The organism is Streptomyces sp. CB02959 (assembly GCF_002803155.1).
Classification (GTDB): Bacteria; Actinomycetota; Actinomycetes; order Streptomycetales; family Streptomycetaceae; genus Streptomyces.
On sequence record NZ_NNBP01000003.1, the window covers coordinates 377,475 to 400,904 of the forward strand.

22 protein-coding genes and 1 riboswitch are annotated in these 23,430 nt (G+C 70.6%); of the genes, 11 read left to right on the forward strand and 11 right to left on the reverse strand.

All coding sequences use genetic code 11. From position 1 onward, the window contains the following. Positions 1-119: 119 nt before the first annotated feature. A complete protein-coding gene (locus CG747_RS07430) occupies positions 120-1,340 on the forward strand; it encodes an MFS transporter (RefSeq protein WP_100600817.1) in 1,221 nt (406 codons plus the stop codon). Between the two features lie 134 nt (positions 1,341-1,474). Here the strand turns inward: CG747_RS07430 and CG747_RS07435 are convergent, their stop codons facing one another. Further along, complete coding sequence (locus CG747_RS07435; RefSeq protein WP_100600818.1) at positions 1,475-2,005, reverse strand: DUF2269 domain-containing protein; 531 nt, start codon at positions 2,003-2,005, stop codon at positions 1,475-1,477. 124 nt (positions 2,006-2,129) lie between these two features. Between CG747_RS07435 and CG747_RS07440 the strand changes: the two genes are divergently transcribed. From CG747_RS07440 to CG747_RS07450, 3 genes are all read left to right on the forward strand, one after another. Then, entirely contained in the window at positions 2,130-2,765 is a 636-nt protein-coding gene (locus tag CG747_RS07440) for an HAD family phosphatase (RefSeq protein ID WP_100600819.1), read from the forward strand. 459 nt (positions 2,766-3,224) lie between these two features. Then, on the forward strand, positions 3,225-5,060 hold the full coding sequence (locus tag CG747_RS07445; RefSeq protein WP_100600820.1) for a globin domain-containing protein: 1,836 nt from the start codon (positions 3,225-3,227) through the stop codon (positions 5,058-5,060). Between the two features lie 94 nt (positions 5,061-5,154). Further along, on the forward strand, positions 5,155-5,985 hold the full coding sequence (locus CG747_RS07450) for a pyridoxamine 5'-phosphate oxidase family protein (RefSeq protein WP_180985437.1): 831 nt from the start codon (positions 5,155-5,157) through the stop codon (positions 5,983-5,985). 81 nt (positions 5,986-6,066) lie between these two features. On the opposite strand, the gene CG747_RS07455 is transcribed toward CG747_RS07450, so the two are convergent. The 5 genes from CG747_RS07455 to CG747_RS07475 form a co-directional block, all read right to left on the reverse strand. Beyond that, positions 6,067-6,546, reverse strand: a complete 480-nt coding sequence (locus CG747_RS07455; protein ID WP_100600821.1) for an NUDIX domain-containing protein — start codon at positions 6,544-6,546, stop codon at positions 6,067-6,069. A 56-nt stretch (positions 6,547-6,602) separates the two neighbouring features. Next, a complete protein-coding gene (locus CG747_RS07460; protein WP_100600822.1) occupies positions 6,603-7,499 on the reverse strand; it encodes a LysR family transcriptional regulator in 897 nt (298 codons plus the stop codon). A 298-nt stretch (positions 7,500-7,797) separates the two neighbouring features. Beyond that, the gene (locus CG747_RS07465) at positions 7,798-8,973 is read right to left on the reverse strand and encodes a cystathionine gamma-lyase (protein WP_100600823.1); all 1,176 of its coding nucleotides are present in this window, start codon (positions 8,971-8,973) and stop codon (positions 7,798-7,800) included. Next, complete coding sequence (locus CG747_RS07470) at positions 8,970-9,479, reverse strand: low molecular weight protein-tyrosine-phosphatase (RefSeq protein WP_257980284.1); 510 nt, start codon at positions 9,477-9,479, stop codon at positions 8,970-8,972. Before CG747_RS07470 ends, CG747_RS07465 begins: the two co-directional genes overlap by 4 nt. Before the next feature lie 60 nt (positions 9,480-9,539). Continuing rightward, the gene (locus tag CG747_RS07475; RefSeq protein WP_100600825.1) at positions 9,540-9,917 is read right to left on the reverse strand and encodes a phage holin family protein; all 378 of its coding nucleotides are present in this window, start codon (positions 9,915-9,917) and stop codon (positions 9,540-9,542) included. A gap of 48 nt (positions 9,918-9,965) precedes the next feature. On the opposite strand from CG747_RS07475, the gene CG747_RS07480 reads away from it, so the two are divergent. The 4 genes from CG747_RS07480 to CG747_RS07490 all read left to right on the forward strand — a co-directional run bounded on the left by CG747_RS07480 (position 9,966) and on the right by CG747_RS07490 (position 12,462). Then, on the forward strand, positions 9,966-10,283 hold the full coding sequence (locus tag CG747_RS07480; RefSeq protein WP_100600826.1) for a cupin domain-containing protein: 318 nt from the start codon (positions 9,966-9,968) through the stop codon (positions 10,281-10,283). A gap of 200 nt (positions 10,284-10,483) precedes the next feature. Next, on the forward strand, positions 10,484-10,711 hold the full coding sequence (locus CG747_RS47085) for a DUF5326 family protein (RefSeq protein ID WP_146022046.1): 228 nt from the start codon (positions 10,484-10,486) through the stop codon (positions 10,709-10,711). A 447-nt stretch (positions 10,712-11,158) separates the two neighbouring features. Further along, complete coding sequence (locus CG747_RS07485) at positions 11,159-11,935, forward strand: IclR family transcriptional regulator (RefSeq protein ID WP_100600924.1); 777 nt, start codon at positions 11,159-11,161, stop codon at positions 11,933-11,935. A gap of 104 nt (positions 11,936-12,039) precedes the next feature. After that, positions 12,040-12,462: an SsgA family sporulation/cell division regulator gene (locus tag CG747_RS07490; RefSeq protein WP_180985429.1), complete on the forward strand. Its 423-nt coding sequence runs from the start codon at positions 12,040-12,042 to the stop codon at positions 12,460-12,462. A 141-nt stretch (positions 12,463-12,603) separates the two neighbouring features. Here CG747_RS07490 and CG747_RS07495 read toward each other — a convergent pair whose 3' ends face one another. Then, the gene (locus CG747_RS07495) at positions 12,604-13,941 is read right to left on the reverse strand and encodes a YibE/F family protein (RefSeq protein ID WP_100600828.1); all 1,338 of its coding nucleotides are present in this window, start codon (positions 13,939-13,941) and stop codon (positions 12,604-12,606) included. A gap of 70 nt (positions 13,942-14,011) precedes the next feature. Then, positions 14,012-14,168: riboswitch (TPP riboswitch) on the forward strand. Here CG747_RS07495 and thiC point away from each other — a divergent pair. Next, a complete protein-coding gene (gene thiC, locus CG747_RS07500) occupies positions 14,163-15,941 on the forward strand; it encodes a phosphomethylpyrimidine synthase ThiC (protein ID WP_100600925.1) in 1,779 nt (592 codons plus the stop codon). (Overlaps the previous riboswitch by 6 nt.) A 227-nt stretch (positions 15,942-16,168) precedes the next feature. Here the strand turns inward: thiC and CG747_RS07505 are convergent, their stop codons facing one another. The 3 genes from CG747_RS07505 to CG747_RS07515 all read right to left on the reverse strand — a co-directional run bounded on the left by CG747_RS07505 (position 16,169) and on the right by CG747_RS07515 (position 19,685). Continuing rightward, positions 16,169-17,050, reverse strand: a complete 882-nt coding sequence (locus CG747_RS07505) for a hypothetical protein (RefSeq protein WP_100600829.1) — start codon at positions 17,048-17,050, stop codon at positions 16,169-16,171. 209 nt (positions 17,051-17,259) lie between these two features. Next, positions 17,260-18,303, reverse strand: a complete 1,044-nt coding sequence (locus tag CG747_RS07510; protein WP_308303764.1) for a metallophosphoesterase — start codon at positions 18,301-18,303, stop codon at positions 17,260-17,262. Between the two features lie 281 nt (positions 18,304-18,584). Beyond that, positions 18,585-19,685: a LacI family DNA-binding transcriptional regulator gene (locus CG747_RS07515; protein WP_100600831.1), complete on the reverse strand. Its 1,101-nt coding sequence runs from the start codon at positions 19,683-19,685 to the stop codon at positions 18,585-18,587. A gap of 396 nt (positions 19,686-20,081) precedes the next feature. On the opposite strand from CG747_RS07515, the gene hisC reads away from it, so the two are divergent. Next, positions 20,082-21,161 (forward strand): histidinol-phosphate transaminase, encoded by a 1,080-nt coding sequence (gene hisC, locus CG747_RS07520; RefSeq protein ID WP_100600832.1) that lies wholly within the window; start codon positions 20,082-20,084, stop codon positions 21,159-21,161. Positions 21,162-21,259: 98 nt separating this feature from the next. Here hisC and CG747_RS07525 read toward each other — a convergent pair whose 3' ends face one another. Further along, complete coding sequence (locus CG747_RS07525) at positions 21,260-21,655, reverse strand: cyclophilin-like fold protein (RefSeq protein WP_100600833.1); 396 nt, start codon at positions 21,653-21,655, stop codon at positions 21,260-21,262. 258 nt (positions 21,656-21,913) lie between these two features. Between CG747_RS07525 and CG747_RS07530 the strand changes: the two genes are divergently transcribed. Further along, positions 21,914-23,422 carry a cytochrome ubiquinol oxidase subunit I gene (locus CG747_RS07530; protein WP_100600834.1) on the forward strand — a complete coding sequence of 503 codons (1,509 nt, stop codon included), beginning with the start codon at positions 21,914-21,916 and terminating at the stop codon, positions 23,420-23,422. Positions 23,423-23,430: the final 8 nt, after the last annotated feature.

Consider the following 23,430-nt stretch of genomic DNA (forward strand, 5'->3'; position numbering starts at 1 on the left):
CCGTCGTACGCCCAGGATAGGGCACATCTGAAATATCCAGCGCTTGCAAATAAAGCGCGTCTGCAATTATTGTGGACGCTGGTTGGGGATGGATGCAATGAATCAATGGAAGGAACGCCATGCCTCTCGCTCTCCTGGCACTCGCCATCGGGGCCTTCGGGATCGGAACGACCGAGTTCGCGGTCATGGGCCTGCTGCCCGACATGGCGGCCGACTTCGGCGTCTCCATTCCGCTCGCCGGTTACGCGACCACCCTCTACGCCCTCGGGGTGGTGATCGGCGCGCCGCTGATGACCGTGCTCGGCACCCGCTTCACCCGGAAGCAGATGCTGATGCTGCTGATGGGCCTGTTCGTGGTGGGCAACCTGCTCACCGCCGTCGCGCCCACCTTCGGGCTGATGCTCGCCGGACGGGTGGTCTCGTCGTTCACCCACGGCGCGTTCTTCGGCATCGGCTCGCTGGTGGCCGCCGACCTCGTCGCCCCGGAGAAGCGGGCCGCCGCGCTCTCGCTGATGTTCAGCGGACTGACCGTGGCCAACGTCGTGGGCGTACCGGCCGGCACCCTGCTCAGCCAGCAGCTCGGCTGGCGCACCACTTTCTACGCGATCGCCGCGCTCGGCGTCCTGGGGCTGCTCGGCATCGTCAGGCTGGTCCCGGCGCAGCGGGCCAAGGCGGCCGCCCGGATCGGCCGTGAGCTGGCGGTCTTCCGCAACCCGCAGGTCGGGCTGGCGATGCTGATGACCGTCCTCGGCTTCGGCGGGGTCTTCGCGGCCGTCACCTACCTCGCCTCGATGATGACCGAGGTCGCCGGCTTCGCCCCGTCCTCCGTCGTCTGGTTGACCGCGGTCTTCGGCCTCGGCATGGTCGGCGGGAACCTGATCTCCGGCCGGTTCACCGACCGCGCCATGATGCCGATGCTGTACGTGTCCCTGGCCGGGCTGGCGCTGGTGCTGGTCGCGTTCACCTTCACCGCGCACCACAAGATCGCCGCGATCGTCACCGTCGCGCTCATCGGCTTCTTCGGCTTCGCGACCGTTCCGCCGCTGCAGAAGCGGGTGCTGGACCAGGCGGCGGCCGCCCCCACCCTGGCCTCGGCCGGCAACATCGCGGCCTTCAACTTCGGCAACGCGCTGGCCGCCTGGCTCGGCGGTCTGGTGATCGCGGGTGGGCTGGGCCTCACCGCGCCCAACTGGGTGGGTGCGCTGATGACCGCGGCGGCGCTCGGCGTGGCCGTGCTGGCGTCCTTCCTGGAGCGCCGGCAGCAGGGCCTCGGCCGGGTGGTGGCCGCGGGCGGTCCGGCGGTGGCCGCCGACGAGGCGGTCCCGGCGGTGCGGAGCTGAGCGTTCCGGTTGCCCGTCCCCAAGGCCGGTCGCTCGTCTCCAAGGCCGGCCGGTCGTCCTGACGGCCGGCGGCCCGCCCCGAAGGGCCGCAGGGCCACGGGCCGCCGTCAGGACACGGCCTGCCACCAGGTCCGTCAGGACGGGATGCCCACCCGCTCCCGGACCCCGGCCGACCGCGCCCCGCGCGGTCGGCCGCCGCGTGTGGTGCGTCCCCACGGCTTGAGCACGGAGATCGCGGTGAGGAAGAGGTACAGGGCGGAGGCGACCGCCGGCGCGACGAGGAGGCCGGGATCGAGTGCCGGGTGGCCGGCGGCGGCCGCCGCGGCGAGGCGGGCGATGCCGGGGCGCAGCGCGAGCACCGTCAGCCCGACGGCCAGGAGGGTCAGCCAGAACTTGGTGAGGACCCAGCGGTGCCGGGCCAGCCCCCAGTGCGTGCCGAGGGACAGCACCACCCCGCTGGCCAGTGAGGCCGCGGCGACCGGGAGCACCAGGTCGTCCGTGAGGACCTGCATCGCCCGGTAGGCGGCCGCGGCGGCCTCCGTGGCGCCGGCCGTGAAACCGGTGGCGCCGAGGGCGAGGAGCCCGGCGGTGAGTCCCAGCCAGCTCACGGACACGGCGACATGGACGACGAGGAGGGCCCGGCGGGCGGGGCGGCGCAGCTGCATGGCTCCACGGTGGCGGGGGGCGCCCGACGGTACATCTGACGACGGGAGTATCCGCGCGTACGCGGCGGCGAGTACCGCCCGGCCCGCCCGCGCCGGCCCCTCGGGCAGGTTCTAGGCTCCGCCCATGAGCAAGCTGCATCTGTTCGACATGGACGGCACCCTGCTCCACGGGTCCGCGGCCGCCGTCGAGATCTCCCGGCAGCTGGGGCTGGACGGGGAGATCGCCGCGTTGGAGCGGGCGTTCGCGGCCGGTGAGCTGACGCCGGCGGGCTTTGCGCAGCGGGCGTGTGCGCTGTGGGCCGCGGACCTGACCGAAGCTCAGGTGGCGGCGGCCTTCGAGGGCGCGCCGTGGCTGGCCGGCATCCGGGACGTCTGGGCCGACATCCGGGCCCGCGGCGAGCGGTGCGCAGTGATTTCTCTCTCGCCGGGCTTCTTCGTCGAACGCCTGCTGGCGTGGGGTGTCGACACCGCGCACGGCTCCCGGTGGCCCGCGGTGCCGATCCGGGAGCCGCTGGAACCGGCCGGCATCCTCTCGTCGTCAGCGAAGGTACGTATCACGGACGACCTCTGCGCGCGCTACGGGCTGACCCGGGAGGACTGCGTGGCGTACGGCGACTCGATGTCGGACGTCGAACTCTTCGCGGTGGTACCGAAGTCGGTGGCGGTGAATGCGGATCACCATGTCAGCGACCTGGCCACGTATGCGTACACCGGGCGTGATCTGCGCGAGGCATACGAACTGGTGCGTACCGGCGAGTAATTCGTCGGGCCGGGGGCTTTCCGCGGTGGATTCGTCCGGTGTGCACACGGAAATTGCCGTCTGTGGGGAGGATCACTGATATTGGCGAGGGCGCGCTGAGTGTTCCCAGATCGGGGCTTGTGGTTTCAACTACTGCCGGTATGGTCGAGTCCGGCTTGGCGGGGGTGAGGGTCTCCGTGGGCGCGTGGACGGCAGGGCAAAGCTCGTCAGCCTAGCGGGGAAGCGGCCCGTGTCACCCGGACTTCCGGCTATTTGTCCGGTGCGGTGGGGTGGAGTGGCATGCTGACGGTACGGCATCTGTGCTGCTTGCCGTAGGGAAGTGAGATGTGTCCGCTTTAGGGGATGTTGCCGGAATCGCTTGAGTCGATTAAGAATTCCGGGCAGGGCGGGGGAATTCCGGGCGGTTCCGGTCAGCGGAACGGCATAGACAACCGAAAGACGTTCGAGGCGAGGCAGACCATGGACGCTCCAACCACCACGTCGGCCGATAGCGGCTCTTCTGGCGGCAGCAGCGGCGATTGGGGTTGGTTCACTCCGCCGTCGAAAAAATCTTCCGGAGATCGACAGCCCCGGCAAAACAGTCAGGACGGGCAGCAATCGCCGCAGGATGGCCGTAACGACCCGGGCGAACACGTCGAAACGGAACGGATACCCAGCCGTCCCGTGAACCCGATACGCCCGGTGGGCACCGCCGCCGAGCGGGAGCGCGAACCGGAGCCGCAGCGGGTGCCGCGGCAGAGCCCGCAGCCGCAGTGGGAGACGGCCCGTCAGCCCGACGCCCATGCCTACGCCGCGCGGCCCGCGCCCGCCGCCCCGCGCCCCGAGGCCGAGCCGGAGCCGGTCCACGAGCCCGCCACACGGAACCCGTTCGAGACGTTCGGCATATCCGACCCGCCCGCCCCGCCGGCTCCTACGGCACCCCCGGCTCCTGCGGCACCGCCAGCTCCTACGGCCCCGCCGGCTGCTGCGGCACCCCCGGCTGCTGCGGCACCGCCAGCCCCTTCGGCACCCCCTGCCCCCGCGGCACCCCCGGCCGCTGCCCGCACCTCCGCTCCCTCCGCCTCCCCCGCACCACCGGTGTCCTCGGCGCCGACCGCCCCGGAGCCCAGCCTCGCCACACTAGAAGCCACCGGCACCTCCGACGCGGCGGCCTCCCCCGACGCCGTCCTCATCCGTCGCACCATGGCCGAGATCGAGCCCGTGGCCGACAAGGTCACCTCGTACTTCTACGCGCTGCTGTTCGTCCAGCACCCCGATCTGCGTGCGCTGTTCCCCGCCTCGATGGACGCCCAGCGCGACCGGCTCTTCAAGGCGCTGCTCACCGCCGCCCAGCACGTGGACAACGCCGAGGTGCTCACCCAGTACCTCTCCCAGCTCGGCCGCGGGCACCGCAAGTACGGCACCCTGCCCGACCACTACCCGGCGGTCGGCGAGTGCCTGCTGAGCGCGCTCTCCCGGTATGCCACGTCCAGTTGGAACCAGGAAGCCGAGGACGCGTGGGTGCGCGCGTACACCGCGATCTCGCAGATCATGATCGACGCGGCGGCCGAGAACGAGGCGGTCGCCCCCGCCTGGTGGCAGGCCGAGGTCGTCGCACACGAGCTGCGCACCCCCGACACCGCGGTGGTGACGGTCCGGCCGGACCAGCCGTACCCGTTCCGCGCCGGGCAGTACACCAGCCTGGAGACCCCGTGGTGGCCGCGGGTCTGGCGGCACTACTCCTTCGCCTCGGCGCCGCGTTCGGACGGCCTGCTCTCGTTCCACGTGAAGGCGGTGCCGGCCGGCTGGGTCTCCAACGCGCTGGTGCACCGCGCCCGACCCGGTGACGTGCTGCGGCTCGGCGCGCCGGGCGGCTCGATGACCGTCGACCACTCCTCCGGCAACGGCCTGCTGTGCGTCGGCGGCGGCACCGGCATCGCGCCCATCAAGGCGCTGATCGAGGACGTCGCGGGCCACGGCGCCCGGCGCCCGGTGGAGGTCTTCTACGGCGCCCGCAGCGAACACGACCTGTACGACATCGACACCATGCTGCGCCTGGAGCAGACCCACCCCTGGCTCTCCGTCCGCCCGGTCGTCGCCATCGGGCCGGGCACCCGCCGGGGTGGGCCCGGCACCATCACCGGCCAACTCCCCGACGCGGTAAGGCAGTACGGCCCGTACCGCGAGTACGACGCATATCTTTCCGGACCGCCGGGACTGATCCGCAGCGGTGTGGAGGCATTGGTGGGGGTGGGTGTTCCGGCCGAGCGGATACGGCACGACTCCATCGAAGAGCTGGTATCGACGGGAGACTGAAGTCTTGGCAGCAGAGGGTGAATACGGTCGGCCGACGGAGGGACGGGAGCTGCGCCTGCCGGCGGAGCGCCCCGGGAGCGACGGTGAGCACCTGGTGCAGCAGAGACTCGGGACGTCCGAGCGCGCCGACCGCTTCTACGCGGACCAGGTCCTGGACCATCTCAACGCGCGGATGCGGGAGTTCGTCACCCGCCAGGAGATGTTCTTCCTGGCCACGGCGGACCGGCACGGCGAATGCGACTCCACCTTCCGGGCCGGGCCGCCCGGATTCGTGCAGGTGCTGGACGACCGGCTGCTGGCGTACCCGGAGTACCGCGGCAACGGCGTCATGGCGTCCATCGGCAATCTCTCCGAGAACCCGCGACTGGGCATCCTCATGATCGACTTCACCCGTGCCCGGATCGGTCTGCACATCAACGGCCGGGCACGCGTGGTGCTGGACGAGGAGATGCGGGTCCACTACCCGGACCTCCCGGTGGACCCGATCCCCGGCCGCCGGGCGCAGCTGTGGGTGCTGGCCGAGGTCGAGGAGGCGTACATCCACTGCGCCAAGCACATCCCGCACCTGCAGAAGGTCCCGGCGAAGGAGCGCGGGGCCCGCGCCTGGGGCACCGACGACTTCAAGCGCAAGGGCGGCGACTTCTTCGGGGCCGCCGCCGAGGCGGACCGGCGCCCGCTCTTCCAGCGGCCGCAGCACGCCAACGAGCATCTGCGCGGCGGGCTGCACGAGGACGTCCCGGAGCCCGGGTACGGAGCCGGCCCGGCGCCCGTGCGCGGGCCGCTTCCGTCGCGGGACGACGTGGCCGCGGAACTGAACGGGGAGTTCCTCGACCGGGTCGAGAGGGTGCTGGCCCGCGCCCAGCCGCGCCCTGCCGCCGAGGACGCGCCGGAGTTCCGCGGCTGGTTCGACCGGCGCGACGGCTGACCGGGGCGGCGTCCCGGGGCCGCAGGGGCCCTGGGACGTCTCCGCCCCCGGGTCCGCCCCTGGAGCAGGGCCGGACCGGTCCTACCCCAGATCGGGGGCGTGCATCGCGCGCACGCCCTCGATGTTGCCGTCCAGGTAGTGCCGCAGGGACAGCGGGACGACGTCGACCGAGGCGATGCCGACCCGGGTGAAGGGCACCCGCACGATCTCGTACTCGCCGCACGGTTCCTCGACCTCGGGGCCGTGCCGGCGGGACGGATCCATCGAGTCCAGCCGGCAGACGAAGAAGTGCTGCACCTTGACGCCGTCCACGCCGCCGTCGGTGAGGTGCTCGACGGTGTCGACGAAGACCGGCACCACGTCGGTGACCTTGGCGCCCAGCTCCTCGTCCAGTTCGCGGTGGAGCGCCTCGATGACCGTGGCGTCCTCCGGCTCGACGCCGCCGCCCGGTGTGATCCAGTACGGGGACCGCCCCGGTTTGGTGCGCTTGATCAGTACGAGATCCGCTCCGTCGAGCAGAATCGCGCGGGCGGTGCGTTTGACGACTGGCCGTACGGTCATAGGGGACAGATGCCGCAGTCACGGGCTGGTGAAACCCCTTCGTCCCCCTGCCCACGTCACCAGCCCGCCGCGGTGCGCAGCAGCCACTCGTGCGCCCGCGCGATGTGCGGCAGCCCCAGCGTCCCGGTCCGTACGGCCAGGAAGTAGGTGCGCAGCGGGGGCACCGGGGGGTCGAGGAGGGCGACCACCGTGCCGCGGCTCAGTGCTTCGGCGCACAGGTAGCGCGGCAGGACGGCCAGCCCCGCGCCCGCCGCGACGCAGGACAGCACCGCCCGCAGATCGCCGGCGACGACCGTGGCGGCGGCGGTGGGCCTGGCGTCGAAGACGGCTGCCCAGTAGCGGGCGATCAACGGCAGGCTCTCGTGGACCTCGACGAACGGGACCGGGTCCAGTACGCGGACGCCGCGGGCCTGGAGGACGCCGGGGCCGCCCAGCCGGGCCGCCCAGCGGGGCGCGGCGACCAGCACGTGTTCCTCGTCGCACAGCGGGGTGGCGGTGAGCAGTCCGCCGCGCGGCCGGGTGGTGGTGACGGTCAGGTCGTGGTGCCCGGCGGCCAGGCCGTTCAGGAGCTCGTCGGCGGCGCCGAAGGCGGTGCGTATGGACAGGCCCTGGGCGATGAGCGGGCTCAGGGCGGGTAACGCGCGCTCGGCGGTGAACTCCGGTGGGCCGCCGAGGTGCAGCGTGCGGGTGGCGGAGTCCTGGTCCAGTCCGGCCTCGGTGATCTCGGTGAGGGCGTCGAGATGGGGCGCGATCTTGTGGGCGAGTTCGTCGCCGAAGGTGGTCGCGGTGACGCCGCGGGCGCAGCGGACGAAGAGCGGGCGGCCCAATTGGCGCTCCAGCGAGCGGATTTGGCTGGTCACCGCGGGCTGGGAGAGCCCGAGCAGCGCGGCGGCCCGGGTGAACGAGCCGGCGCGGTGGACCGTGACGAAGGTATGCAGTAACGCCAGATCCATCGCGTACCTCCTGCGCCCCTCGGAAGCCTGGTCGCGGGCCAACTATAAATTTGTCGATAGGGCTGTGTCGCTAGCGTGATTGGACACTGACGCTCAGTCAACTAGCCTTGTTGAAGCGGTTCGTTTCACGTGAAACATCGGTCTGTGAAACGTCCGGACCGGATTCACGGGAACCGCCGGCCGGCAGGGTGACGAGGGGGGATACCCTGCCGGCCGTTCCTGTGCCGAGGCGCCCGCGGCGAGCGACCGCGGGTGCGCGACGGGCCTGTCGGCCGTCCCGCGAGACGGCACCGCGGCGCTACGCCTTCGCCGCGTCCAGCGCCCGCAGGGCATCGGCGACCAGATCCTCCGGTTCCTCGACGCCGACCGAGAAGCGGACGAAGCCCTCGGGCACGTCGTCGCCGCCCCAGCGGCCGCGCCGCTCGGCGGTGGACCGTACGCCGCCGAAGCTGGTCGCGTCGTCCACCAGCGTCAGCGCGGCCAGGAACCGTTCCGCGTACGCCTTGTCCGGGAGGACGAAGGAGACCACGCAGCCGAAGCGGCCGGGCCGCATCTGGCGGACGGCGAGCGCGTGCGACGGGTCCGACGGCAGGCCGGGATGGCGCAGTCCGGTGACCTCGGGGCGGCCGGCCAGCGCGGTGGCCAGTGCCATCGCCCCTTCCGCCTGCTGGCGGACGCGCAGCGCCAGGGTGGCCAGCGAGCGGTGCGCGAGCCAGCTCTCCATGGGGCCGGGGATCGCGCCGACCGTCTTGCGCCACAGCCGGACGTCGTCGGCCAGCGTCGCGTCCCGGGTGGTGGCGTAGCCCAGCAGGACATCGCCGTGGCCGGTCAGTGCCTTGGTGCCGCTGGCGACCGAGAAGTCCGCGCCCAGGTCCAACGGGCGCTGGCCGAGCGGGGTGGCGAGGGTGTTGTCCACGGCGACCAGCGCACCGCGGGCGTGCGCCGCGTCCGCCAGCCGCCGGATGTCGTAGACGTCCAGGCCGGGGTTGGAGGGCGTCTCGATCCACAGCAGCCGGGCCCCGTCGAGGATGCCGAGCTGGCTGTCGAGGGCGGCATCGAGCGGGGTGTGCGAAGCACCCGTTGAGGGCCGGTGGCCGGAAGACGGGCGGGGGGTGCGGACCTCGATGCCGTAGCTCTCCAGGCGGGCGCCGACGGCGGGCAGGAGCTGGTAGCCGTCGCCGGGGAGCACCACCGCGTCGCCGGTGCGCAGTTGGGAGAAGAGCACGGCGGTGATCGCCGCCATGCCGGAGGCGAAGGCGACGGTGTGGGCGGGCTCGTCCGGCGACTCCAGCTCGCCGATGGCGGCTTCCAGCCGGGTCCAGGTGGGGTTGGTGTCGCGGCCGTACGTATACGGGCCGGTGGCCTCGCCCGGGAGGTGGAAGTGGGCGGCGAACACCGGGCCGGGAAGGGCCGGTTCATGGGCGACGGGCTCCGGGAGCCCGGCCCGCACCGCACGGGTGCCGTCGCCGGTCATGCGCTCTCCTTGTGGTGGGGGTGGTGCAGGCCCGGCCGGGGCTCGGCGGGGCCCGGCGCGCCGGAGGTGACCTCCGCGCGAACCGCCTCCAGGAGGCCGTCGCAGGCCGCCTCGACCATCTCCAGGCACTCCTCGAAGCCGGCGAAGCCGCCGTAATAGGGGTCCGGTACGTCGAGGTCCGCGGGGTCCGCGGCCGGGTCGCTCCGGCAGCTGTACGCGCGCAGCAGCCGGACCTTGGCGGCGTCCTCGGTGGTCGGGGCCAGCCGGCGCAGCTCGCGCAGATGGCCCGAGTCGAGCGCGATGACCAGGTCGCGGCGGGCGAACCAGGAGGCGCGGAACTGCCGGGCGGTGTGCGTGGTCGGATAGTCGCCCGCGCGCAGGACGGCGATGGTGCGGGGGTCGGCTCCGTCGCCTTCGTGCCAGCCGCCGGTGCCGGCGCTGTCGACCTCGACGAGCGCGTCGAGTCCGTCCTCGGTGATCCGGGCACGGAAGACGGACTCGGCCATCGGCGAGCGGCATATGTTGCCGGTGCAGACGAAGCAGACGCGGTAGCGGGAGGTCAAGCGTCAGTCCTTGTCGGGAAGGATCACGTGCATCGCCCAGGAGACGATGGAGACGATCACGCCGCCGAGCAGCGCCGTCCAGAAGCCGTCCACATGGAAGGCGAGATCGGCCTTGCCGGCGGCCCAGGAGGTCAGCAGCAGCATCAGCGCGTTCACGACCAGCGTGATCAAGCCGAGCGTGAGGATGAACAGGGGGAAGGAGAGCACCTTGACCACGGGCTTGACCAGGAAGTTGACCAACCCGAAGATCAGCGCCACCAGGATCAGCGTGAGCACCTTGCGGCCCGTGTTCTCACCGGTGAGCGTGATGCCTTTGAGGAGCCAGATGGCCACGGCCAGGGCCGCGGCGTTGGCGAGCGTCTTGACCAGAAAATGCTTCATGGTGAGATCGTCGCAGACGACTGCCGACAGGTGAGAGGTGCGAACGGGATGAAGGCTTTCCGACTGGATGAACTCGAAGCGGAACGGGTCGCGAACGACGGCGCGTATCTGCAGTTCCTCCGGGAACGCACCATGTCGGTGGGGCTGTACGCGCTGGACGCCGGTGCCGTCGACCCGCAGCAGCCGCACACCCAGGACGAGGTGTACCTGGTGGTGAGCGGCCGCGGGGCGATCACGGTGGGGGCGGAGACCGAGTCGGTGGCCCGCGGCAGCGTGGTCTACGTGCCCGCCGGGGTGCCCCACAAGTTCCACCACATCAGCGAGGACCTACGGGTCGTTGTGGTGTTTTCTCCGCCCGAAAGCTGAGGGTCGGACCCCGGAACCCGTAGGGGTCAGCTCAGGGGAGAGCCGGGGCTGTCGGGCCCCCGCGGCGGTCTCCGGCGTCCTAGCATCGTTGATGTACAGGGGACCGGAGACGCGGCGCGACGGACGCGCAGCACGCGGACGGTGCCACCGGAGCGGCACAGGCCGACAACAGCGCAACAGACAGAAAGAAGGGCAGAGCAGTGGCTGGTAAGGGGATACTCGCAGGGCTTCCGTGGTGGGTCACCTGGGTCGTGGTGCCCGTCATCCTGATCGTCGTCTTCGGCGGACTGATCACCGCTGCGCTCGGCTTCCTGATCGGCCTGCTCTTCAAGGTGCTGATCGCGGCGGCCCTGATCGCCGGCGTCATCTACCTCGTGCGCAGGTTCACCGGGTCCTCGTCCTCGTCCTCGTCGAAGAGCGACTGGTAGGCCGAGCCCCCGACCGACCGGTACTCCGACCCGCACCGTCCGAAGACGCCCTGCCCCCACCCGGGAGCAGGGCGTCCGGCGTTCGCGGCCGGTGCCCGACACTCCCGCGGCCAGGGCGAACGGGCATCGGAATCCGGCCCGCCGGTCGTTCTCGTACGGGCGGCGTCCACAGCGTTCCGCCTGCTCACCAAGAGTGTGTACCTTGCTCCGTAGCGTCATCGGGGTCGGGGAGGTGCCCAGCCCGGGTTAACTCCCGGACTTTCGGCTCCTGGGCCGGACCGCCCGGGTTACAGTGCGGACGCAGGCGTCTTCCGGACGCCCACGTTCCGGAAAATACCGGGCGATCGGGCCGGGCATCGTGTCGGACGTCAGGGGAGACGCACGGCCGCGGGGGCGGATCCCGTGGCCGGGGCCGCGGGACCATGGCACTCGGACCTGGGGGTTGCGTTGGCGATCGGCAACGACGAATCCGGCTCGCACCCCACCCTGATCGGGTCGGTGCAGCGGGCGCTGCGACTCCTGGAAGCGGTGGCCGCGCACGCCGACGGGGCGCCCGCCAAACAACTGGCCCGAGAGGCCCAACTCCCGCTTCCCACGACCTATCACCTGCTGCGGACGCTGACCCACGAGGGCTATCTGCGCCGGGAGAACGGCGTCTTCGTGATCGGCGAGGGCGCCGAGTCCATCGGTCGGGCGGGGGCCCGACGGCGGCAGCGCCGGCGGCTGGCCGATGCGCTGGCCGTGGCGGGCCGCGAACTCGGCGCCGCCGTCTACTTCGCCGTCTACCGCGAGGGCGAGGTGGAAGTGGTGGCGATAACCGACGATCCGGCGCGGCCGCCCGTCGAGGAATGGGCCGACTTCCGCTCCACCGCTCACACCCATGCGATCGGGCAGTGCCTTCTGGCGCAGCTCGACGAGGCCACCCGGAAAGAGCATCTGGCCCGCTATCCGGTGCAGTCGATGACGCCCTTTTCGGTGCGTTCCGAGGGTGATCTGCTGAATCGGCTGGCTACGGTGCGTCGCGGCCAGGTTGCGTATGATCGCCAGGAATATGCCTTGGGCACGGTGTGCTCCGCGATTCCCGTCCGGGTCGGCTCCGCCGCCGCGACACTGGCGGTTTCTCTTCCTGCGACGGAAGTGCACCGATTGCATACAGTTACGGAACGACTACGGAAAATGGCGGAGACGGTACTAACGACACTCGCCTTCTCTATCAGTATCTGAAAACTCACTCCTTGTGATCTGCCTGCATGTGACCGACGATGGCGTCAATAGGGCTTCCAGGGATGATTCCCGGCCATCTCCGATCAAGCGCGGGGCAGTGGTTGATGAACGACACGGTTCAGGCAGAAGTGATCATGAGCTTCCTCGTCTCGGAGGAGCTCGCCTTCCGGATCCCGGTGGAGCTGGAATTCGACAGCGCCGATCCCTACGCCGTCCGGCTCACCTTCGATCTCCCCGGAGATGTGCCCGTGACCTGGGTGTTCGGCCGTGAGCTGCTGTTGGACGGGCTGAGCCGGCCGGCCGGCGAGGGGGACGTCCGGGTCGAGCCGTCCTCCCCCGAGCACCTCAGCGATGTCTACATCAGCCTTCAGGTCGGCGCCGAGCGGGCTCTGTTCCGGGCCAGCGCACCGCCGCTGATCGCCTTCCTGGACCGCACGGACCGGATCGTTCCGCTCGGCAAGGAGGAGGTCTGCGACACGCTGGAGGCCGCGCTGGACCGCATCCTGACGGAGGCGCCGGCCGGCTGATCCCGCCGGCCACCGGCCCGTTCACTCCCCTCGTCACCGCCGCCCGACCGACGCTCGGTCGTCCCTGCCCTGTTGCCCCAACGCCCCTCGCCCGCCCGGCCGTTGCCCCGCCTCGGCCCGTTCCGCTTCCGCGCCGTGCGCTCAGCGCTTACGGCGCCGCCCGTGCGCCGCGCGCCGCCCACCGCGGCCCCCGACGGCCGGTACCCGCCCCGTCCCGCCCGCCACCGGACGGTCCGCCGAGACCACCAGGGCTGCCAGCAGCGTGGTCACCGGCACCGAGGCGACCAGCCCGATGCTGCCCACGAGGGTGCGGACGATCTCCTCCGCGACCACCTCGCTGCCGGCGACCGTACCGACGCTGCTCTGTGCGATCGAGAACAGCAGGAGCAAGGGCAGCGCGGCGCCCGCGTAGGCCATGACGAGGGTGTTCACCACGGATGCGATGTGGTCCCGCCCGATCCGCATCGCCGCGCCGTACAGCTTGCGCCAACCCGCCGCCGGATCGGCCTCCTTCAGCTCCCAGACCGCGGCGGTCTGGGTCACCGTCACATCGTCGAGCACCCCCAGCGAACCGATGATGATCCCCGCCAGCAGCAGGCCGCGGATCTCGATGTTCGGGTACAGCCCGTGCACCAGGCCGGTGGTGTCGTCCGTGTTGCCGGTCAGCAGCGCCCAGCGGGTGAAGATCGAGCCCAGCAGCCCGATGAGCAGCAGGGACGCGAGGGTGCCGAGCACCGCCACGGACGTCCGGGCCGTCAGTCCGTGGCACATGTAGAGCGCGATCAGCATGATCGCGCTGCCGCCGACCATCGCCACCACCAGCGGATCGGAGCCCTGGAGGATCGCCGGGAGGATGAACAGCGTCAGCAGGCCGAAGCTGGTGGTCAGCGCCACCAGCGCCAGCACCCCGCGCAGCCGCCCGACGATCACCACCGCAACGGCAAAGATCGCGGCCAGCACCCACATCGGAACGGTGCGGTCGACGTCGGTCACCGCATACTGCAGTTCCCTCGGCGCCTTGGGGGAGTAGGAGACGACCACGTCCTGTCCGGTCGTGTAGTGCCGCGGGGCGTCCGGCGTCACCACCGTCTGGAAGGTCCGGCCGGCGTTCTCCCCCGTGGTGACTTTGACCGTCGCCTGCTCGCAGGGCTTGTCGGGGGGTGCGCCCCCGGCCGGCGGCCCACCGCCGGGCGCGGTGGGCTGCGGCTGCTGCGCGGCGTGCACCGCCGCGCAGTCCACCTCTTCGACCTTGGTGACCCGGGCCTTCTCGGTGGGCTGGTCGAAGCCCACCCCCGAGGGCTTGTGGGGCGGTGCGCCACCGGGCCAGAGGACGATCAGGCCGACCGCGACCGCGGCCGCGAACGGGATCAGGACGGCGGCGATGACCTTGCGCAGATGCCGGGAGACGGGGGCGGCCGGCCCGTGGCTGTGCGTGTGCGCATGGCCGGCGGCGAGGTGCTGGGCTTCGGGAGGGCTCACCGCCCGATCATTGCAAGAACCCGTGGGCCCCCTGTTCACACCGACGTATCGGCCGCTACCGTGGTGGCACCTTTGCAATCGCGGGAGCTCGGAGCACCGGGCTGAGAGGGCGCTGACCTCCGTCCCAGCGGTGTTTCACGTGAAACACCGGATGACGGAAGCCGCTGCGTCGACCGCCGAACCTGTTACCGGGTAATGCCGGCGTAGGGAGTTGGGTCTACATGACTCTGCAGGATGCACGCACGCCTGAAAACGCCTCGAACGACGGCGAAAGGCCGCAGATCGGCTGGCACAAGGGCTATGTCTCCGGATCGCGTCCGGACCTCCAGGTCCCGGTCCGGCGGGTGCACCTCACCAACGGCAAGGACGTGACGCTCTACGACACGTCAGGGCCGTACACCGACCCGAATATCGACACCGACGTCCGCCGCGGTCTGGCGCCGCTGCGGGAGAACTGGATCATCGGGCGGGGCGACACCGAGGAGTACGCGGGCCGCCCGATCCGTCCCGAGGACGACGGGATCAAGCACACCTCGCCGCGCGGTGGCCTGCGGAACCTCGATGCGGTCTTCCCCGGCCGGCCGCGTCAGCCGCGCCGCGGCCGGGACGGCGCCCCGGTCACCCAGCTCGCGTACGCCCAGCGTGGCGAGGTCACCGCGGAGATGGAGTACGTCGCCCTCCGCGAGAACGTCTCCCCCGAGTTCGTGCGGGACGAGATCGCCGCGGGCCGGGCGGTGCTGCCGGCCAACGTCAACCACCCGGAGATCGAGCCGATGATCATCGGCAAGAACTTCCTGGTGAAGGTGAACGCCAACATCGGCAACTCCGCGGTCACTTCCTCGATCGAGGAGGAGGTGGAGAAGATGACCTGGGCAACCCGCTGGGGCGCCGACACGGTCATGGACCTCTCCACCGGCCGCAACATCCACACCACGCGCGAGTGGGTGCTCCGCAACTCCCCCGTGCCCATCGGCACCGTCCCCCTCTACCAGGCGCTGGAGAAGGTCGACGGCAAGGCCGAGGAGCTGACCTGGGAGATCTACAAGGACACCGTCATCGAGCAGGCCGAACAGGGCGTCGACTACATGACGGTGCACGCCGGCGTGCTGCTCCGCTACGTCCCGCTCACCGCCAACCGGAAGACCGGCATCGTCTCCCGCGGCGGCTCGATCATGGCGGCCTGGTGTCTGGCGCACCATCAGGAGTCGTTCCTCTACACGAACTTCGAGGAGCTCTGCGACATCCTCGCCGCCTACGACGTCACCTTCTCCCTCGGCGACGGCCTGCGTCCCGGCTCCATCGCGGACGCCAACGACGAGGCGCAGTTCGCCGAGCTGCGGACCCTCGGCGAGCTGAACACCATCGCCAAGCGGCACGGCGTACAGGCCATGATCGAGGGCCCGGGCCACGTCCCGATGCACAAGATCAAGGAGAACATCGACCTCCAGCAGGAGATCTGCGAGGAGGCCCCGTTCTACACGCTGGGCCCGCTCACCACCGACATCGCGCCCGCCTACGACCACATCACCTCGGGCATCGGCGCCGCGATGATCGCCTGGTGGGGCACCGCGATGCTCTGCTACGTCACGCCCAAGGAGCACCTGGGCCTCCCGGACCGCGACGACGTCAAGACCGGCGTCATCACGTACAAGATCGCGGCCCACGCGGCGGACCTCGCCAAGGGCCACCCGGGCGCCCAGGAATGGGACGACGCGCTCTCCGACGCCCGCTTCGAGTTCCGCTGGGAGGACCAGTTCAACCTGGCCCTCGACCCGGACACCGCCCGCGCCTTCCACGACGCGACGCTGCCCGCGGAACCGGCCAAGACGGCCCACTTCTGCTCGATGTGCGGGCCGAAGTTCTGCTCGATGAAGATCTCACAAGACATCCGTCGCGAGCACGGCAGTGCCCTGACGAAGGACGCCGAGGCCGGAATGGCCGAGAAGTCACGGGAGTTCGCGGCGTCGGGCAACCGCGTCTACCTGCCGATCGCGGACTGAGCGGACCGACCAGGCCGACCGGACCACGCGGACCGAGCGAAGCGAACGAAGCGAACGAAGTGGATGGGCTGAGCGGACCGATCCGACCGGGTGGGGCGCTCAGCAGTACGGACCGGGACCGGCCCGGAGACGCGCGTCGCGTGCGCCTTCGGGTCGTCCGTCCGTCCATTGCCGTCGCCGGGCGCCGCGACGCATCGCATCGTCGCGGTGCTGTGCCGTGCCGGTGCCTACTCCGGCCGGTTCTCCGGGCCGCCGTAGTCCGGGCTGGTGAAGTCCGGGCTGGAGTAGTGGGGCCGGGACCAGGACGTGCCGGCGTCGGGACTGGTGAACCGCGGGCGGGTGTAGCCGAGCGTGGGGGTACGGCGCTCGGGCGCCGGCACGGGGCGGGGGACGTACCGGACCGGATCGTCCGCCGGGTCGGCCGCGGGGTCGGCCAGGGCCTCGCGGAGGAAGGGCAGCAGCCCACGGTCCAGGAGGGCCTGCTGCCAGGCGTCGTGGGCGCTGTCCAGCGCCGCGGCCCGCTCCTCGGCCGCGGCGTCCCGGGCCGTGCCGTTGCGCAGCGCGGTGACGACCACGCAGCCCATGGCGACCAGCGCGCCGGCGGCGGCCAGCCCCGCGAAGACCCAGCCGACGCTGACCAGCGGCCGGGAGACGGCCGGGTCCGGGTCGACGGCGCGCAGCACATAGCCGATGACGAGGAAGAGCACGGCCGCGATCCCGGCGAGCACCGGCACGAGGACGGTGGCCATCGCGGCAAGCCCGAAGCCGGGCGTTTCGGCGGCCACCTCGTCGTCCTCGGTGGCCGGTCCGGTGCGCTCGTCAGAGGTCTGGTCCGCTGACGGATCGCCCCCACCGGCGCCGGGCACGGCGGATGCCGGGGCGCGCTGCGCGGTGCGCAGCTGTATGTAGCGTTGGTATTCGGCCGTTGCACAGGCGGCGATCGCGCTGGTTGCGCTGAGCGCCATCATGCGCAACTGCTCGGTGCTGAGGTGGTTTCCGGTGACGGCGGTGCGCTCGTCCGGGCGGGTTTCGGCGGTACGCAGCGCCTCATCAAGGATCCGCGCGAATTCCGCGCGGTCCTCGTTCAGCAGGTGCGGAGCGCTGTTCATGTGGATCCCCCGAAGCTCCGTAGGGCCGTACGGGCCGGCCTGGGCCGGGCGCCGGGCGGAAACGGAGGAGAGCCTGCTACGGATAGACCGATGGTAGAGCGCCTCCGGCGCGGGGTGACAGAGAGTTTGCGGAATTTGCGTACTGCCGCGACCGGATTCCGTCCTGCCCGGTCACCCGCCGGAGTGGTGCCGGACCGTTGGAGGAAGGGTCAGCCGGCCAACGGGAGTTGGCATACCAGCAGCTTTCCGGCCATCGTGACACCGCCGTCCATGGCGATGGCCAGACCGTCCGCGTAGACGTGCGGACCGGCCACCGCGGGGCCCTCGCCCTCGCCGTCCTCCGCGCCGACCTCGCCCAGCAGGTACGGGATCGGGCTGTGGCCGTGCACGACGCGGTTGCCGCCGTAGGCGTCGAGGAGTTCGCGGACGGCCTGCGCGCCGGACTCGTCACGGAAGGCGAACCGCTTGGTGAACTTCCTGAAGAGGTCCCAGACTTCATCGGCTTCGCTGCGCGTCAGCACGTCGTGGACGGTGTCGTTGACCGCCTCGATCGAGTCGCCGTATTCGAGGTAGGCGGTGGTGTCGGAGTGCACGAGCAGATGCCCGTCCTCCTCCATCACGGCGTCCAGGCGGGCCATCCACTGGAGGTGGTGGTCCTCCAGCCGGTCCATGTCGGTCTTCTGGCCGCCGTTGAGGAGCCAGGCCGCCTGGAAGGAGGCGGTGCCGGCGCCGGACTGGACGGGGGTGTCGCCGAACCGCTTGGCGCCCAGCAGCAGCAGCTCGTGGTTGCCCATCAGGGCCTTGCAGTAGCCGCCGGCCGCCGCGGCCTCGGCGGAGAGCTGCATGACCAGGTCGATCACGCCGATGCCGTCCGGGCCGCGGTCGGTGAAGTCGCCGAGGAACCAGAGCCGGGCGTTGCCGGCCGCCCAGGTGCCGTCGGCGTCGATCAGCCCTTCGGCCTCCAGCGCGGCGCGCAGCTCGTCGTAGTAGCCGTGTACGTCGCCGACGACGTACAGCGGGCCCAGGCCGTCGGCTGCGGGGGCAGGTTCCTGTGCCGGCAGCACGGACGGGTGGTCGATGAGGGTGTCCGTTCGGCCGATGACCGGCAGGTCGCGGGCGGTCGGGGTGTACTCCTCGGGCAGCTGCACCGGGGGCGCGGCGGGCGGCGCGGCGGGTGCCTGGAGCGGCGGCCCGGCCGGCACTCCGGGGGGCGCCGGGGGCGGCGGAACGGATGCCGGAGGTTGTGTCCCCATGGTCCACACCATGGGTCCCTGACTGGCCCCCTGAGTCATCGACCCCTCCACCGTTGCGCCGCCGTGCACCTCTCGGACCTTTGCCTGGTCGACGGCGGTCCGCAGTGTCGTGCGCCCATCATAGGAACGCCGCTCGCGGGTTGTGACGCACCCGGGGGTGATCAATCCTGCGAAGCCCGGCGTTCGCAATGGATTTCTCCCGGGATCACCCTGTTTTTTCCTCGGCGGAGCGGGCGCCCGGAGCTCGCCGGTACGCCCATCCCGCCGTGCCTGGGGCACCCTCAGTCGCCGGCCGGGCCCCGCGGCGGGCTGATCGTCGTCCGCGGGGAGCGGCGCTGGGAGGAGGTCCGCACGATCAGGTCGGTCGGTATCACCTGTTCGACCGGGCATCGGTCGTCGAGCCCCTCGATGGCGTCGATCAGGATCTGGACCACGGCGGTGCCGATGCGCCGCGGCTTGAGCGAGAGCGTGGTGATCGGCGGCTCGGTGGTGGCGTAGACGGTGGACTCGCTGCAGCAGACCAGCAGCAGGTCGTCCGGTACCCGCAGGCCGTAGCGCCGGGCCGCGGCGAGCAGGTCGGTGCCGTTGGGGTCGAAGAGTCCGTAGACCGCGTCCGGCCGGTCCGGGCGGGCCAGCAGTCGGTCCGCGGCCACGGCGCCCGCCCGCGGGTCGTATGCGGGATAGGACTCGTAGACCGGGTCCTGGCCGACCCGCTCGCACCAGCTCAGGTAGGCGGTGGTCGACAGCCGGGTATAGGTGTCGGTGGTGGTGCCCGTGAGCAGTCCGATGCGGCGGGCGCCGGCCTCGGCGAGGTGGTCGAGCAGACCGAGGACGGCCGCTTCGTGGTCGTTGTCCACCCAGCCGGTGACCGGGAGGGAGCCGCCGGGGCGGCCGTCGGAGACCACGGGGACGCCGTGCCGGACGAGCTCGGTGACGACGGGGTCGCCGTCGGCCGGATCGATGACGACGGTGCCGTCTAAGGCGACGTTGGACCAGACGTCGTGCCGGGAGGTCGCGGGCAGGATGACCAGGGCGTAGCCGCGGGCCAGCGCGGCGGAGGTGGCGGCTCTGGCCATCTCGGCGAAGTAAGCGAACTCGGTGAAGGTGAAAGGTTCATCCCCGTAGGTGGTCACGGTCAGGCCGATGAGGCCCGACTTGCCGGTACGGAGGGTGCGGGCGGCGGCGGACGGGCGGTAGCCCAGCCGATCGGCCACCTCGCGGACATGGCTACGGGTGGCATCCGGAAGCCGGCCCTTGCCGTTGAGCGCGTCGGAGACAGTCGTGATCGATACACCGGCTGCGGCGGCCACGTCCCGGATGCCCGCGCGTCCCAGTCGGCGACCGGTCGACCGGCCCACCTGGTGCTTCCCTGCTGCTGTCATGGCGAGCCGATAGTAGGGCTCGGTACGGCCATTCGCGGGTGACCGAAGACGGCGGCTAGAAGGCACGTTTCTGCATGGTGATGCACCGTCAATTACCTTGCATTAAAAGGAGGTTGCTCGTTTCAGTGATCATTTTAGGGGAGGGATGGGTGCTCCGCCTGGCGATTCGGCCAGGTCTCGAAGAGGTCTCAAGTCACCTTGACGAGGGATGCGCGCCACGGAGTGAGCCACCGGCGCGCGAGGTGTCACATAGCGCTCCCCCCGGGGTGCGCGCCCGGCGCTCGCCACGGTGGAGCCCGCGGAAGGACTGTCGCTTTAGGGCCTGACGCCGGAAGGGGCAATCCTCATAAGGTGTGCAGTATTGGAGTCGAGAGGGATGGTTGAGGAGGACCTGCGGTGAGCGAGAAGACCCCGAGGCTGCGTGCGGCGCTGGACGGCATCCCCACCTACAAGCCGGGGCGGCCGGCGGCGACCGGCGGTCCGGTCACCTACAAGCTGTCCTCCAACGAGAACCCCTACCCGCCGCTGCCGGGCGTCCTGGAGAGCGCGGTGGCGGCTGCCGGATCGTTCAACCGCTACCCCGACATGGCGTGCACGGGCCTGATGGCGGAGCTTGCCGACCGGTTCTCGGTGCCGGTGGAGCACCTGGCCACCGGTACCGGGTCGGTCGGCGTGGCCCAGCAGCTGATCCAGTCGACGGCCGGGCCCGGCGACGAAGTGATCTACGCCTGGCGGTCGTTCGAGGCGTACCCGATCATCACTCAGGTCTCCGGTGCGACGTCGGTGCGGGTGCCGCTCACCTCCGGTGAGGTGCACGACCTGGAGGCGATGCTGGCGGCGATCACCGAACGGACCCGGCTGATCTTCGTCTGCAACCCCAACAACCCCACCGGCACCGCCGTGCGCCGTGCGGAGCTGGAGTCCTTCCTGGACCGGGTGCCGGCCGATGTGCTGGTGGTGCTGGACGAGGCGTACCGCGAGTTCGTCCGCGACGCGGCGGTGCCGGACGGGATCGAGCTCTACCGCGACCGCCCCAACGTGTGCGTGCTGCGCACCTTCTCCAAGGCGTACGGCCTGGCGGGGCTGCGGCTGGGCTTCGCGGTGGCGCACCCGGAGGTGGCCGCCGCGCTGCGCAAGACGGCGGTGCCGTTCGGCGTCAGCCAGCTCGCGCAGGAGGCCGCAGTGGCGTCGCTGCGCAGTGAGGCGGCGCTGCTGGAGCGGGTCGACGCGCTGGTCGCCGAGCGGGCCCGGGTCTACGACGCGCTGGTGACGCAGGGCTGGACGGTCCCGGTGTCGGAGGCGAACTTCGTCTGGCTGCGGCTGGGGGACCGGACCACCGAGTTCGCCGAGGCGTGCGAGCGGGCCGGGGTGGTCGTGCGGCCGTTCGCCGGTGAGGGCGTGCGCGTGACGATCGGGGAGAAGCCGGCGATGGACCTGTTCCTGCAGGCTGCGGAGGAGTTCCGCAAGGCGCTGTAGCCGGTTTCCGGCCCGCTCGAAGGCGGTGTGCCTTCGAGCGGCGGCGTTCTCTGAGGTCGTGGGTCCCGTCGGGCCCGCGGCCTCAGGCGTCTGCGGCCTCAGACCTTCTGGACGTGGACGGCGTCGCCGCCGCGGACGGTGGCCAGTGCGCGGGGGTCGCCGTCGATGCGGCCCAGGACGTTGCAGGGGGAGGCGAGCCGGGACTCTCCCCCGAACTCCGTTCGGGGGGACCCCCAGCCGCGGGATATCGGGGTCGGGCCGTAGGGGAGCGCGAGGGCGTTGCCCTCGGTCCAGAAGGCGACCGTGCCGGGTTCGACGACCTGGCGGGCGTCGCTCTCCAGGGCGGGGGCGAGCCCGGTGTCGAAGTAGACCTCCTCGCCCCAGGTGTGCGCGGTGGCCTGGAGCGGCAGGGCGGCGAGGAGCGCGGTGGCGGTCGGGGTGTCGTCGAGGGTGGCGGTCACGTGCCCGGCGGACCAGGAGATGCGGATCTTCATGGCGACGCATTCAACAATATGTTGAAGTCGCACGGAAGAGTGCGCACATAACCTCGGCATAAGCGTTCACGGGCCATGGAATCGAGCGTGACCGCAGTCACGTACCCCCCTTCCTCAAGGTGTGAACGCCATGGGAGATAATGCTTGTGAATGTGAACGCGTTCACAAGCTCGCGTCCTGGTATGTGCTGCTTTATGTCGCACAAAAGGGACATAGCCGTCGTGAAACGGCGACGCAAGGATGTAAGGAGGCCGCGACGTGGAACTGGCGTTGGCGCCAGAGACTATGGCGCGATGGCAATTCGGCATCACGACCGTCTACCACTTCCTGTTCGTCCCGCTGACGATCTCCCTCGCCGCTTTGGTGGCCGGACTCGAGACCGCATGGGTGCGAACCGGTAAGCAGAAGTACCTCAAGGCCACCAAGTTCTGGGGCAAACTGTTCCTGATCAATATCGCGATGGGTGTCGTCACCGGCATCGTCCAGGAATTCCAGTTCGGCATGAACTGGTCGGACTACTCGCGGTTCGTCGGGGACGTCTTCGGTGCGCCGCTCGCCTTCGAAGCCCTGATCGCGTTCTTCTTCGAGTCCACCTTCATCGGCCTGTGGATCTTCGGCTGGGACAAGCTGCCGAAGAAGATCCACTGCTTCTGCATGTGGATGGTGTCGATCGGCACCATCCTCTCGGCGTACTTCATCCTCGCCGCCAACTCCTGGATGCAGCACCCGGTCGGTTACAAGTACAACCACGCCACCGGGCGGGCCGAGCTGACCGACTTCTGGAAGGTGCTGACGCAGGACACCACCCTCGTCGTCGTCTTCCACACCCTGACCGCGGCCTTCCTGACCGGTGCCGCCTTCATGGTCGGCGTCTCCGCGTACCACCTGATGCGCAAGAAGCACATCAAGGTCATGCGGACGTCGCTGCGGCTCGGGCTGATAACCCTGGTCATCGCGGGGATGCTCACCGCAATCAGCGGCGACTCGCTCGGCAAGGTCATGTTCAAGCAGCAGCCGATGAAGATGGCCTCGGCCGAGGCACTGTGGGACAAGGCCGCACCCGCGCCGTTCTCGGTCTTCTCGTACGGCGACGTCGCCAAGGGCCACAACAAGGTCGCCATCGAGATACCGGGTCTGCTCTCCTTCCTTGCGCACAACGACTTCTCCTCGCCGGTGCCGGGCATCAACGACGTCAACAAGTCCGAGCAGCAGAAGTTCGGGCCCGGCGACTACCGGCCCAACATCCCGGTCACCTACTGGGGCTTCCGCTGGATGATCGGCTTCGGGATGACGTCCTTCGTCATCGGTCTGGCCGGGTTGTGGCTCACCCGCAAGAAGTTCTGGCTCGCGCCCGCGCTACGGACCGGTGAGGACGAAGCGCCGCACCTCGCGATCACCAAGAACAGGTTGCTGGGCGACCGTCTGGCCAAGTGGTACTGGCGACTGGCCTTCGTCACCCTCGGTTTCCCGCTGATCGCCAACTCCTGGGGCTGGATCTTCACCGAGATGGGCCGCCAGCCCTGGGTCGTCTACGGCGTGCTGCGCACCCGCGACGCGGTTTCCCCCGGTGTCACGCAGGGCGAAGTGATCACGTCCCTGGTCGTCTTCACCACGCTCTACGCGATCCTCGCCGTGGTCGAGGTCAGGCTGCTGGCGAAGTACATCAAGGCCGGACCCCAGGAGCTCACCGACTCCGACCTCAACCCGCCCACCAAGATCGGTGGCGACCCCACCGACGCCGACCGGCCGATGGCCTTCTCGTACTAGGAGGCGAC